General features: G+C 40.9%; 8 protein-coding genes. 4 read left to right on the top strand and 4 right to left on the bottom strand.

The window, feature by feature from the left end; all coding sequences use genetic code 11:
- Positions 1-505 precede the first annotated feature (505 nt).
- The 4 genes from IEV61_RS18350 to IEV61_RS20800 form a co-directional block, all read right to left on the bottom strand.
- Positions 506-2,125: a response regulator gene (locus tag IEV61_RS18350; RefSeq protein WP_188418513.1), complete on the bottom strand. Its 1,620-nt coding sequence runs from the start codon at positions 2,123-2,125 to the stop codon at positions 506-508.
- Positions 2,115-7,070: a hypothetical protein gene (locus IEV61_RS18345; RefSeq protein ID WP_188418512.1), complete on the bottom strand. Its 4,956-nt coding sequence runs from the start codon at positions 7,068-7,070 to the stop codon at positions 2,115-2,117. Before IEV61_RS18345 ends, IEV61_RS18350 begins: the two co-directional genes overlap by 11 nt.
- Positions 7,071-7,603: 533 nt before the next feature.
- Positions 7,604-8,155, bottom strand: a complete 552-nt coding sequence (locus tag IEV61_RS18340; RefSeq protein ID WP_188418511.1) for a hypothetical protein — start codon at positions 8,153-8,155, stop codon at positions 7,604-7,606.
- A gap of 204 nt (positions 8,156-8,359) precedes the next feature.
- Positions 8,360-8,542: a PDDEXK family nuclease gene (locus tag IEV61_RS20800; RefSeq protein ID WP_373867854.1), complete on the bottom strand. Its 183-nt coding sequence runs from the start codon at positions 8,540-8,542 to the stop codon at positions 8,360-8,362.
- Positions 8,543-8,732: 190 nt separating this feature from the next.
- On the opposite strand from IEV61_RS20800, the gene IEV61_RS18330 reads away from it, so the two are divergent.
- Genes IEV61_RS18330 through IEV61_RS18315 form a run of 4 tightly spaced genes read left to right on the top strand, consistent with a single transcriptional unit; the run spans position 8,733 to position 13,207 of the window.
- Positions 8,733-9,830 (top strand): DNA cytosine methyltransferase, encoded by a 1,098-nt coding sequence (locus IEV61_RS18330; RefSeq protein ID WP_188418509.1) that lies wholly within the window; start codon positions 8,733-8,735, stop codon positions 9,828-9,830.
- A complete protein-coding gene (locus tag IEV61_RS18325) occupies positions 9,817-11,961 on the top strand; it encodes an ATP-binding protein (RefSeq protein ID WP_188418508.1) in 2,145 nt (714 codons plus the stop codon). The genes IEV61_RS18330 and IEV61_RS18325 overlap by 14 nt, the downstream gene beginning before the upstream one ends.
- Positions 11,961-12,578 carry a response regulator gene (locus tag IEV61_RS18320; protein ID WP_188418507.1) on the top strand — a complete coding sequence of 206 codons (618 nt, stop codon included), beginning with the start codon at positions 11,961-11,963 and terminating at the stop codon, positions 12,576-12,578. Before IEV61_RS18325 ends, IEV61_RS18320 begins: the two co-directional genes overlap by 1 nt.
- Positions 12,578-13,207, top strand: coding sequence for a hypothetical protein (locus IEV61_RS18315; protein ID WP_188418506.1), 630 nt, complete (start codon positions 12,578-12,580; stop codon positions 13,205-13,207). The genes IEV61_RS18320 and IEV61_RS18315 overlap by 1 nt, the downstream gene beginning before the upstream one ends.
- Positions 13,208-14,071 lie beyond the last annotated feature (864 nt).

Genomic DNA, 14,071 nt, shown 5'->3' with positions numbered 1-14,071 from the left:
TCGGGGTGGTCAATTTGGCCCGGAATGCCTGGTCAGTTTGCCCCGGAATGGGGTGGTCAATTTGACGCGGAATCAATGGTCACATTCCGCCGGAATCAGGTGGTCAATATCAGCGGTATATCCACTCAGACCGTGATATAACTTCTGCAAATTTTCCCCAGTTTCGGGTTTAAATTTTCACCGATAATAAATAGTTATCCTTTATTGACACCTTTGTGTTGATGTCTTCATTCATAAATCGAGTTGTCTAACGATGTCAGATATGTTAAGCACGACTGTATTTTGTCGTGCCTTTTGAAAAGGTCCAAGGATATGCTACTGCAATTAAACCGGAAACAGTAAGAGCCTATGAAAAAAAAATATAAATTCGATCAAGATCTAGGTATTAATAATCTTCCGACAAGTTGAATGATTGGACAAAATAGATATCGCTAGAAACAGCAATTCGTTAATAATAGCATTTGAGCTTATGAAGTAATATTAGGCAATTATTGTTTTTTAATAATTAGTTGGTTGACATTTGTAAATTATTGTTAGCGGCGCGGATAGCAGCGCAGGCGCACATTAAGGCTAAAGTCCTTTTGCCCGGTGGTAAGGTCAGACTTTTGTAAGAGAATTTGAAGAATTCCAATGCCAGGTTCAACTGAAACTCCCAACGGCAAAAATACTCCGGATAGATTTGTTCTATATTACTGTTCAGCCAATTAATAGCGTGGAAGTAACCTTTTTGAGGGATGTTCACCTCTATTGTGTCAAGAGGCTGTCCCTCAATAATCTGTTCTGCTAAAGTAATATGCGCGATCTGCGGTTCCAAGGCAAAGAATGCATATGAATTGCTATCTATTCCTTCAATGAAGAGGTTGACCATAAGGCGGGAGATATCTGCGCACCAATATTCGTAGGTGAACCCGCCTGTGTCGATGATTGAAGGCCTATTTGTTGAGGAAACCAGTATGTTTTTTGCGTGAAAATCACCGTGGTTCAGCATCAGGTGCTTTTCCATGATCTGGGCATGTCCGGTCTTAAAATTGATCTGGCGGTAGCTCTGGTTAAAGAGCATTTGATCGATTAGGTCGATATCGATCAGTTCTGTTCCATGGTGTGCCCAAATCGGACGTAGTTCGTTGATAGCTCTTTTGATGAACGAGATACGACGCTCATCCAGCTTTTCAAACATAAAATTATATTTGTGTCTTTCGGCAGATCTATTGAAGGCATAGAATTGTTTCAGCCCGTTCTCTAAGAATAATTCAGTTAAAAGTGTTGCCACTTTGTCCGGCTGCTGACATGCCGCATCTGTTTGGAGCCAGTCGAACAAGGTCTTCGCATTTTCGGCGTATTCGATCATGATCGCGGCGAAATCATCATTTTTCAGTTCTTTGGAGATATCTGGATTATATTCTAGCCGAAATTGCGCAGGCAAGTTCTTATAATGGTCGGTATTGGAAAGCTCTTTACGTATTGCCTCCCGGTCAGCCGATATCTTTAGCAGGAATGATCGTTGATTCCCGTTAATTTGATATTCTACCCGGAAAATAACAGCGCCGCTCAAACCGGCGGTGATCTTATAAAGTTTAAAAGTGGTGCTTGATTCTAAGTGCAGCTGCTTTTTTATTTTCAATAAGAAGTTATTGATAGCCTTTAGGCCGATGGTATTGACCTCGGCAATCAGGTTAAAGTTGTCTTTATCATACGTACATACACTGGGTACGAAGCCGTTATTCATCAAAAACTCTACGAAAACCTCACCGATCTCATCTTGGGTAGTGCGCTTTTGTAGGAATCTAAGGACGTTGGCATATTGCGTGGAACGTTGATAGTCCATATCGACTGGGTTACGGCTTGTAAAGCCGATTACTGGGGTGGTCTTGCCTGAGGTCTTCAGGAAATCTAGGATCGAAATACCAGCCTCACGGCCGGTCGCTTTATCATACATATCCAGGATAATCAAGTCGAAGGTATCTGCTTTCAGTATATCGATGGCCTCTGATTGGTTGTCCGCCGTTTGAAAAACAACGTTTACGCCCAAGTCAGTAGCTATGTATTGCAGGGAATTTGGGATAAGCGATAAGTCTTCCGGGATGTCATCATAATGGAACATCCGTATTGTGTTATTAGTCTCCATAATTTAAGAATGTTAATTTTACGCCATGATGGGTATCAAAGTCAAATGTGCAGTTAGCACCAAAGAAAGTCATCTCGGTCTTGATCTGTAGCAATGCACCGTTTTTATTTTTTTTATCATTAGTGGTTCCAGTGTTGGTCAAAGTGATCTGATAGCGTAAATCTCGTTCATCCGCATTTTCAATCTTTGCGACGCCAATATGTACTTCATAGGGTTCGTTCTCCAGTTCTTTACGATGTTTGATTACATTGGACAGGATCTGATTGATCGCAAACTCAAATTGTTCCCTCGGATAGAATACCTGCTGTTTGTGTTCAACTGGCGTAAAGTGCACCGTCGGACGCAAGCTCGCCGATTGCATGAATATTCCGATGCAGTTCTGTAAAGATTGGTTGATGTCAGTTGGCACCTGGTCGAGCAAACTGATCAGTTTAGAATCATTTTGATGATTCAAACGTCTGGAATAAAATAGGCCAGTCAACAACCTGATATAATATTGCCGGTAGAGCTCATAATAAAGTTTAGTATCGGCGGGTCGCTTGGCAAGGTGATTGATAATCTTAGTAAACTCATCATCGTAACCTACGAATGCCGCGTTCTCATCTTGGGGGAAATATTCATGGATCCGATAGTGCCTGAACCAACTAGAGCTATAAAAATGAGATAATTTTTGTAGGTGATTATTGACGACGGATTCAATGAAACCGCTAACATTACCCCATTTTGTGACCAGGCCGTCTGTCCATTGTCTAATCTGATCCAACTGAGTGGGATATAGTGCTGAATTCGGATCCAGACGCGATACCGGCTGAAGGATGTTCTCGATCGAAAGCCTCCGGTAGACCTCGAAAGTCTCGCTATGATCGGTGACACCAGTATAGTTCTCGATTTCCTTTTTGAGGCTGGCGACCAGTTCGAGGTCGCTTTTACCTTCCAGTTTGATACTTTGCATGCGCTTATTGGCAAGGTTCCTTAGGTACTGAATCACGTACACCATACTGGAATTTGGGTTCTCGGTATTAAGGATTAAATCCAAACCGCCGATAATGCCGTGGTAGTAGATGAGAGACGCATGATATTGTTTTTGAAGAAGGGAATGTATATGGTAAAATAAGTTTTGAGTCAAGTTATCTGAAAAACGGCCATTAAGTTTAGAACTTGCGAACATCTCCCATATATGTTCGCAGAAATGCCGTTTATCGGATGAACGCAACACGCTGATTGCGGCAAATTTATATCGGATAACCGTCCGGTTATCCAGCAGTTCTTTTTCCATTTCTTCGCGGTCACGGGTCGCGACCCTGATCGCAAGCGCGGATATCAATTTACGAATCTTTATAAATACCAGTGGCGGTTTTTGGAGCCACATAATCTCGACGGAAAGGAAATAAAGCAAAGCATAACAATCCGAATTGACCTCATCGAGTTGCGAAGCCATTTCGGATTCAAGCGTCATCAGTTGAAGATAGATAAGTTCCCTAATTTCAGTCGATTCGATCGCTTCCTGAAGTAACACGCGTAATTTGAACATTTTAGTAATCAGGATGGGATCAAGATCCGATGATTGCTCGGAAAGATCCGCATAGAAGTCCTGGGGCGAGAGGCTTTCATCTGCAATGCTTTTATCTTTGATCTTCAATCTGTTTCGTCGTTTAAGACTAAAATCGCTCATCAAATGGCCTTTGATCTCGAACTCAGACAATGCCTTGATATGTTCGCATACTGGGCAATTGAAAGATTCATAATATTTTAGCGGAAATTTGTAGATGAAGTCTACCCGTATCCGTGCGGATATTTCTTCCAGTTGATCGTCACTGCTGAAGAGGTCGGCCTGTTTAACTTTGTAGACCTTAACGTTGTTCAACTGCTGGTAAAAAGTGTGTTCCTGATCGCTGAACTGCGAAAAAAGTACGCACACAAAAATTTGCGATTTTCCTTGCCGAGTTGCCAAATTGACCATTTGCTGGATTGTACTTCCTGTCAGTGCTCCCCAGTCAATGATAAGCACGCTGGGATGACTGCTGCTGGTATTGCTATCGGCCAGCGCCCATTCTCCATAAAGCGACTTCCTTTTAATTCGGGAGATTCCAATCCGGTTATGCCGTGGGAACGAGCTCATAAGCGATTGAGCAATTGTACCCAAAGGATCACCCATCTTTAAATCCAGTGTCGGCATCCAGATATCAAATCGATCTATGCTCGTTTCTTCTAGCCAAGTGCGTACTTTTGCTTCGAATGGCTTAATGATTTGCCGGATGAAAAGTGCCTCGTCTTTCAACATGCTGGCTGGGCTCAGGTAGAAGGTAAAATGCCTTCCATTAGCTTTGCCAAAATGATTAAAATGCAGTGCTCTGGTCGATTCAATGAGCGCGATGACGTCGCCATCAATCACAGAAGAGCCTGCCGATGAGTTATTGGCCTTGAAAGAAAATGGTTCGATATAGATGACGTCTCCCAGTTTACGGTGCTCATCAATCAATTCTGAGTTAATTTCCTGCATGGTATCGCTGATCAGCGAAATGATCGGCACTTGTTTTCCCCATGTCGTGATCTCCGTGTCTTCACTTTGATTGATTAGTCCGATGATCGCTATTGGGATAGCCAGGTCACGCTGGATAGATTTGACAGAGCGCCTAATCGTTTCTGTGGAGGAAATGACCGTGGTCAGCACAATCACTTGGTCATCTCTTTCAAAAATGGGATTGCGTCGCGGTAGGCGGCCGTCGATCTCGTCCAGAATGTTGACTACGTCACTGGTGCTAATGCCGGCCAACATGGCGAATTGCTCGGCCAGTTCGACATTATCAGAATTGTCGATTAAAATCTTATAGTGCAGACCCGGCAACGCCTCGATTCGCCTGGAATAGACTAGGTAAAGCGCCAACGCATACCCCGGAAAATCCTGATCGATCATGGGTCTAGTATCAAGCCATTTATTGATGTAACGCAGGTTCGGAGTCAGATATATGCCACCTTTCCCCTGTTTAGCATTATTTACTTTTTTACGGAACAGCGCAGAAAAATAGGCGGCAATATCGTTGAAGTTAATCCGCAGTAAATGTTCGTCGTCCATCGAAATGATCGCGTTGTCATTGCTGACAAACTGGATGACCTTGGTTTGCTCGTCCATATCCAGTTTCAGGAAACTGCTAAGTTCAGTAAGCTTTTTCTCGCCGGTGCGTTCATTATACAACTCTGTCAGCAAGTCGATAGTATGTCGGTCGCCACCAGCCCACGAATATTGAACCCCTTGCCCAAGTATCAAAATGGGGTCATACACGTCTTCTTCATCTGGGCCAAAAGCTTCAGACGCTGGCAGTTTTCGATCAAAAATAAGTTGATTCAAAGAATCTATCTTCGCTTCCAGGGTATCCCAATCGCGATTTACAACGTAAACAACTACCCCGTTAGGATGCCGGCCCAAGCACAGGTATTTAATATGGTCCAGCAAAACCTGGTCGTTAGCAGTTTGGGGATGTTCCTTGCCGGCCGGTGCGTTCATTATAACCAGCAGATTCTTTTTATCAGAACTGAAGATTTTTTGAAGAGCAAGCGACCCACTGAAGGTTTGTGCTGGGTCGGCGTGTTTGATGGTAATCGTTTTTGCAGTCCACTCAAACTGCCGGTTATTTGAAGGAGCTGTACCTTTTTGTTGTGTATTGACTTTTAATATCTCCCGGTAGGGAATAAAATACATTTTAAGGACCGTCCCAGGTAAGAAAGTAAGCTGGTCTTTGACATTGCTATTGAACAGCCATCGCTGCTGATCCCTGCCAGTATTCGAATATCCGCCTAGGGAGGTGTTTGAACGAATCAGCACCATCCCGTTATATTTATTGACAATGCGATGAATGCGATATATCCCTTTGGTGCCTCTAATCTCCTCTTGGAGCTTACATGTCGACCATTTATCGAAAGACCATTGTAGCACCTGTTCCTGTGCGGAAGCGTTCCTGCCTGAATGTAGAGCATATGCGCTTTCAAGTTTGTGGATCAGCCCAGTCCCAGAATCTCCAAAAAATAGAGCTAGGTAACTGGCACTATGCTCCGCCAGCCAGCGAAAGTATGGCCGCTCCATCGGCAGATAATCCGAAAAACTCAGGTAGCCGTCCTTCTGTGGTTTCGATAAAGAGTTAGTCGCCTGCAGGGCAGCACCCAAAAGCCCGTACGCGCGGCCGGAGTGTTCCAGCACATTTTTGGCCAGCTCAGAGATCACCACATTCCGAATCACTTGCGCATCGACATGATCCAATCCGCGTTCCGATTGAGTAATGATTTTATTGAACATTTCCTCAAACCCTGACCAGTAGCCCTCTTGGTCGCTAGCCTTAATCCAAGTCAGCGGAATGATTAGTCTGTAATTATAGCTGTTTTTTTCAGTTACCCCTGCTGCCCGTTCCTCTGGTTCAGCGTCGGCTGCTGGATCACTGGCAGCCGGCACCGGGTCTGGTTGTTGATGAGAGAATTTCTGATAATTAAAATCATATATTTTGGTGACCGAGCCGGTTGGAACGTGGCGGCATTCTACAGCGGTATCGAACTGAATCACTTTAAGGTAATTCAATGTTTTAATTCGTAATTTTTTTAAGCTTTCGAACAATCCTGACTGGGTCTGGTATTTCTGGGGGTCTTCTATTTCTAACTTCTGAAGGTGCTTCTGCTCGCTCTTACTTAGCTCATTTAAAGGGAAAGCAATACTGACGGCAATTTGGTGGTACAAGGCATGTTCGACCAACAAAACCAGTTGCCCCGCGGCCGTCATCTCTACCCAGCGTACTTGCGAAAGGTCAATGAACAATCCGCTCTTTTGTACTTCGATGTTCCAGTTGCGGGAATCAAACAGTTGGTGCTTTTTCTGTTCTTTTTTTAGACGGAGCTCAAGTTCAGCAGGGACTAGTCGTTGTATCCCATTTAAAATACAGATCGGGCTGGCAGCAGTATTCATGTGGTAATAAGATTCGGATATAATGTGGTTGAAACTACTAACTTATTAAATATTTGTTAATAATTCATTTACAATCTTATATGTCTTTTTTGCTATCTGCTACCATCAGTTATTATCCTCACAATATCAAAACAAGTTTAGCTACGATCCGGTAAAAGATCCTATTTAGATAAAGAAATAGCACTAACATAACAACTGAATTGATCTGTTGTCAATAACAATCTGAAATCGGGATTCTAACTTATTTGGAACGGCATTCATGGTGAAATTTGTTCAAAAATCCATGTACAATTCATCTGAGTTGCTTATTTTCTCGTTACCTCGACAAAATTTGTAATCGGCAAACCTTAGAAAAGCCGTTGCAACATAACTTCTGTTTTAAATTCACTTAATTAATACCATTGTCAGAATTTTTTTTAGATGTGAGAAATTTCTTTTTATTTTATTTTCACATACAATCATTATTGCGACTTAAAAAAGTTTACCTAGTTATTCCGTTTGCTATAGTCACTTATTTAACTTAATCATTATGACTATTGCAAGACTTTACCATCAACGGCTTGTTTATACATAGCAAGGGCTTGGTAATGCGCTTGCTCAATTTTGTCTGCAACTTTCTCAATTTCCCTCGGCTCGCAGTCGCGATTTGTCGCGTGAGCGCGCATAATCAAGTCGGTAAAGTGCGTGCAGGCATGCTTTAAATCATGAACAACTTTAAATACGTCATCTTCCATAATCATTTTATCGCTATAAAGTGTATCTACTAAAAGATCGGAATTTTGCCTGAACTGTTTAAAGTCATCTTCAAATTGACTATAAGTTTGGCCTTTTTGAACGAAATAACTAATTGTGTGGCATAGATTTTTAAGTCTATAAGTAACAGTACAAAGCAATTTGCCATTTTCGAATTGCTCATCGAAAATTTTCCCTTGCCTGCGAACGACTTCTTCAAGAACCAATTTTTGTTTTAGTTCTTGTTCTTTAAATCGATGGGCTATAGATGCTTCTAAATGTTTTTTTAGGATGTAAATGAACACTGCGGCAATTCCCGTAGGCGCAAAAATTTCGGCTAAATATTTTATCATAATTTGTGATGGTTCAACGTTGAGGTAAATATATCGATATTGGTCAACAAAGGTTGTCGAAGAGTTTCAGTAAATCATTCGACTTCAATTCGCATCCCAATATGAGTAGCCCACCCCAGTGCATGTAACTGTGTCGAATTTCCTGGTCTCGAATTTTATTCCGCTGCAACTTAATATCCCAGTAGTCTTTTCTGGATTTCGGTTTTAAGTTCTTTCGGCAATCGTACCCATGCCAAAACAACCGTGTATAAAAATAACTTTTTTATTAGACTTAAAGATAATATCCGGTTTTCCTGGCAACACCTTTGCATGCAAACTGTATCGGTAACGAGCATTCCACAACAGTTTACGCAGTAACATTTCCGGTTTATTATTTTTTACTGCCAATTTTTGGCCATCAATTCACTGCGTTTCTATGTCGACAAATGAACCATTCTGAAAAATATTCATTACGCGATAAAGATAATTGCGAACCGCTCAATTCATTCCCGAAAAAATTAAATTTGCAAAAGCCCCAAATTTTACTAATGCCAATAATTTAGTTAATTTTGCATTGCGAATAATATCTAAACTGCTAATGCACAACAAATTAACTAATAATTCATTTAAAGATTTTGGGGTAATCGACCTGTTTTGTGGGGTTGGAGGGCTAACACACGGGTTTGTCAAAGAGCAGTTTAACGTAGTAGCAGGTATAGATTTTGATAAAAGTTGCGACTATGCTTATGAAGCGAATAACGACGCAAAGTTCATCCACGAAGATATTACTAAACTGACACCCGGGCAACTGAATGAGCTATACGGGAAATTTCGAAAAAAGATTTTGGTGGGTTGCGCACCTTGCCAGCCGTTTTCAATATACAATAGTAAAAAAAATGCTACGCCGCCTAAAGAAAGTGCGGACGAAAAATGGTCCTTGCTCTATTCCTTTTCAAATTTAATCGATGCGACGGAACCGGATATCATTTCAATGGAAAACGTTCCGCTTTTAGCGAAATTCAATAATGGAAAAGTTTTTAATGATTTTCTTAAAAGGTTAGAGAACAAAGGTTACTATGTAAGTTGGCAAATTGTAAACGCCCAAGATTATGGCGTGCCGCAAAGAAGAAAACGATTGATTTTATTGGGGTCCAAATTAGGACCGATTTCGTTGATCCGTAAAACAATTGACGACAAGAATTATCGTACGGTTCGAGACGCGATAAGCGACTTGCCGCCCGTAGAGGACGGTGTTGCGCATGAATCAGACGCGTTACATAAAGCACGCAAATTAACGCCATTAAATAAACGGCGCATCCAGGCTATGGAAGAAGGAGGTTTTTGGCGGGATTGGAGCGACGATCTTAAATTAAATTGTCATAAAACCGAGAACGGAAAATTGTTTGGCAGCGTCTACGGAAGGATGAAATGGGATGATGTCTCTCCCACTATGACTACTTACTGCATTGGCATTAACAACGGTCGCTTTGGTCATCCGGAACAGGATCGTGGGATAACGCTTCGCGAAGCAGCATTGCTTCAAAGCTTTCCTGCCAACTACAAATTTATTAACCCTGACAAGCCGTTTAACTCGGGCAGCATCGCCAGACAAATAGGCAATGCAGTGCCTGTCGATTTGGGCCAGGCAATCGCTAAAAGCATTAAAATTCATATCGAGCAATTTGGGCAAAATTAAAAAAAACGCTAACTCGCTACGCTGGCGCTTCGATGTCAACACCTTCAGATTACTTGGAAGGGAGTTGATCACAGATCGCATTACTGCGGTTTTTGAACTCGTAAAAAATTGTTACGATGCTAACGCAACTGAAGTAGTAGTATATTTCAATAACGTTGCCCCTGATAAAAATATCGGTCCCGAAATAATCATTTCTGACAACGGGGTCGGGATGTCTTTTATCGACATAAGAGATAAGTGGATGGTAGTCGGCACCAATAGCAAACGCACCAAAAGTTATTCTCCTGGGCCTTTTAACCGTAAGTTCGTCGGCGAAAAAGGAATAGGAAGATTTGCTGTAGATAAATTGGGCGAGCGGGTTGTAATTAAAACCAAAGAGTTGAACGACGACAAATGGCTTAACGTAACCATCAATTGGGATGAATATGAGTCTTTGTCAAAACAACAGGCTAAGCCGCAATTGTCGCTATTTACTGACGTCGACAATCTATACAATTATACCGATGCTAATCCTAATGAGCACGGCACGTCATTAATAATCTCAAAAGTCAGCGAACCATGGACTTCAAAAGACATTGAAAGGCTTTATAAGGAGTTATCAAGGCTTACCTCACCATTTTATCCTTTAAATCCGCCATTCAACATATTCATCAGTTCCAACGAATATCCGGAATATCATCATAAACCGGTTAAGCCCGATCCAATTAAGTTCTACACCTACTTTAAGGAAGTAGGTATTGATGAGACCACCGGTCTTCAGGAAGTCATGCGGTTTGACAGACATAGCGGCAAGATCGTTACTGAACTAACAGAAATTAAAAGCTTTGGCCCGGTCAGATTGCGTATTTATTATTTTAACGAAGCCGCGAAAAGAAGATACAATACGCTTTATAAAAATGATGATACGAGGATTGACGGTATTAAAATCTATCGTGACGGAATTATTGCAACACCGTTTGCGGAATACGAAGACGATGCTGGCAAAAAGCGCGACATTTTAGGCATTGATAAAAGACGCTGGGGTAGCGCGTTCGATAAAGTGAGTACTCGGGAAATCATAGGCGTTTTAGACATTACAAAAATCAATAATCCGAAAATCATTGATTCAACCAACCGGCAAGATTTTCTTGATAACCCAGAATATCGTAAACTCAAAGAGTTCATTATTGACCAGGTTGACGTGTTTGGCGATTTCAAAAAGTATGCACGTGATCTAATCCGAACTGATGTTGAGCGCGATTTGCTCAAGGCTGGACAGGATGTTAAGTCTTTCACTAGGACTATTGAAAAAATAGAAAGGGATTGGTTTCAGGATAAGCCACAATTCAAACAAGTTTTAGAACCTTTGAAATTGCAAGCTACCTCGTTGAGTTCTGTCATCAGCCAAAGTATTAATGAGCAAAAGAAATTTCAAAAAGACGTAATTCGTAAAGAAAATGTGTATTTGAGTTTGATGTCCTTGCAAGATTATGCCGCCAACATATCGCACGCGATCAGAACGTCTCTTGGAAAAATTAAACGCATGGCAGAATTCTTTAAAATTAACTTCCCTAACGCCAAATTTGACGCGCTTTTTAAACAATATGCGTTACTCATCTATGACGAAATGAATACATTAATCAAGGTGACAGATTTTATGTTGAGTTATGCCAGTTCGGACATTGATTTTGAAGATTTTAGCGTAAAAGAACTGTTAGAAAATTTACTTTTAGATGCGTATCGACAAACGTTCGCTGCTGAGGGCATCAAAGTCACCGTAGACATCAAAGATGACTTTATAATTAATACAAATAAAAAATTCTTCGAAGACATTTTCCAAAACCTCGTTTCAAATTCAATTAAAGCCTTGCAGCGAACTGCGGATAAAATCATTAAATGCAGCGGCTATCTGGATGACGAACATTTTACATTATATTTCTCCGATAACGGCACCGGCATTGACGATGATGACGCCAAATGGATATTTGGACTTTACAATACCCGAACCTCGGAACAAGGGGGATCAGGTTTAGGTTTATACATTGTAGAAAAACGGATTGAAGCTTTGAAAGGTTCCGTTGATTTAGTCCAAAGTGAATACAAACCCGGAGCGACCTTTAAAATTACTTTACCTTTTAACAAAGACATATAATGCCAGCACCCATAAAAATCGTCGTCATACATGACGGCCTAATTCCAATGGTTGACCCTTTATTGGTGATGCTCGGAGAAAATTTTGGTAAGGAAAATGTCATCCATTTTGAAAATTCTAATGAAGGTTTAGATTACGTTTTAGGCAATCTAAATCAAAAAATGATCGTTCTCCTTGACCGCAACTTTAGCAAAGGTGAAAAAACCGGTATCCAGGTTTTCGAGGAGATCAGAAAGACCTCCAGTTTAGTGTATGTTATATTAATTACAGCAGACGAGTTCGCCAAAATAAAAAACGAGGATTTAATCCTCCTTATTAACCATGATGCGTTCGCTATTCAAAGTGTCGCAGCGGATTACACTAAAATTATCGCTTTAGCTGAGAACGCCGCACATAAGCTAAATGCGCGCGTGGATTCGGTGTTGGAGGATTGGATTGTAAGACACAAAGAAGAAGATAGGTCTCGGCCGCTAATGAAAGCAAAAGATGGTCGAATATATTCGATGAATGATATTTTGGAGAGCATTAGACAACAATCAGACATCGGCAAAGATTTTGAACGGAATCTTGTGAATTTGGCCATCGAGATTTTCAGTCGACAAAAACCTTTAGCCTAATGGTAAACCTCCTTATCACCTACGACGACAACGATAGTACACTCGCAAATTATTTTGAAGCTAACCATACTTATGTTTCTGGCTTCGTTTCTGAATTGCCTGATATTGTCTTGCACTCTATGAGAGGTTTGGACCTTTCCCAAGACAGCGTAACTGTTAAAATTAACGAGTTCGAGCAAAAACCATTTTTATTTGCTGGATATTCACATGGAAACTGCGATCAACTACTTACTGACAATGGAGTCTTTGTATGTGCTGATAACTCAGCTTCCTTTAAGGACGCTATAGTTTATACGACAGCTTGCGGAGCTGCAGAAAATTTAGGCGGAACATTAATTAATGAGGGTTGTGTTTCATTTATAGGTTATCACGATTACTCTCTAGCGCCTACTAACGAAGATTTCAATGACCTTTTCATCGAATGCGAGAATTTTGCCTTAAAGCGGTTCATAACAGAGGATATAACATACGGTGACGCTTTTGATTCAATGCTTCAAAAATTTGATGACGAGATGGTAAATATGTATCAGGCTAATGAAATCATCACCGCTATGGAATTATTACATAATCGCGAGCGTATCGATATTCAAGGGGATGAGTATAAGAAATTCTCGTCATTGCACGTCTAATAACGTCAGCGCAGAGTGAATCGCTCTAAGTTATTACGAAGGGAGCAAGGTAAGTAGATACATCGGGCAAATTATGGCAGATCAACCTTACATCCTTATTTCGCGATTTGATAGCTGATTTTCGAATCTCAGGATCGCTTCTGTGAACTCCGTCTTTTAAAGGTTGATTCTATTTAGCAACCAATCTCGTAATACGGACACGTTTTTGCATAAGCGGTGCTGGGACCGGTAAACTTATAAAATAAACAACGGATAACTGAACATTATCAATGGGATGATCAAGCAATCCATACTTTATCTAAGCCCCAATAATTGCTCGCCCGAGCCCGACAATAATATGCCGCACTATGTTGCAACGATTCTATATCTAATGCACTGCTTGTATCAAACTTCCTGTGGTTGTTATAATGTATGTGACCAAGTTGCTTTGTTGTCAGATTATTCTTTCTAATAGCTAAGTCGCCCGTAGCAAAAAGGAATAACATATATGCTATGGTTACCACCACTTGCTTCGATGAACTAATCCAAATTCGTCGCGAATCTTTTTTTAAATGCTGCCTAAATGCTTGCTGAGTAATGTCGGAACGTTTGTATATGACGCGTTATCAGAATTTGCAACGGGCTACATATTTTTCATTATAGTTTTCCATTGATTGGTCTTACTTCCAATGCATTTAATTTAAGTAAATAATAAACGCTATAGTTATCACTCCACGGTACAATTTTCTTGTATCCCAAATTGGACTTTACACCAGGCCAAGGTTGTACGTATTTTTAAAAAAGCAAGATGCTACCTTCAATAGGTAGGTTAGTGCAGTTGTAATAAATGTGAATTTAGAATTGGTGTGGAGGCTGATGAAAGAA

The organism is Mucilaginibacter galii, assembly GCF_014635825.1.
Lineage (GTDB): Bacteria > Bacteroidota > Bacteroidia > Sphingobacteriales > Sphingobacteriaceae > Mucilaginibacter > Mucilaginibacter galii.
Note: the sequence above shows the minus strand (reverse complement) of the source record. Positions and strands in the feature narration are given on the sequence as shown.

Coding starts and splice junctions, on each gene's coding strand:
- IEV61_RS18350 (WP_188418513.1), bottom strand. CDS start 2,125: ATGGAGACTAATAACACAATACGGATGTTCCATTATGATGACATCCCG.
- IEV61_RS18345 (WP_188418512.1), bottom strand. CDS start 7,070: ATGAATACTGCTGCCAGCCCGATCTGTATTTTAAATGGGATACAACGA.
- IEV61_RS18340 (WP_188418511.1), bottom strand. CDS start 8,155: ATGATAAAATATTTAGCCGAAATTTTTGCGCCTACGGGAATTGCCGCA.
- IEV61_RS18330 (WP_188418509.1), top strand. CDS start 8,733: ATGCACAACAAATTAACTAATAATTCATTTAAAGATTTTGGGGTAATC.
- IEV61_RS18320 (WP_188418507.1), top strand. CDS start 11,961: ATGCCAGCACCCATAAAAATCGTCGTCATACATGACGGCCTAATTCCA.
- IEV61_RS18315 (WP_188418506.1), top strand. CDS start 12,578: ATGGTAAACCTCCTTATCACCTACGACGACAACGATAGTACACTCGCA.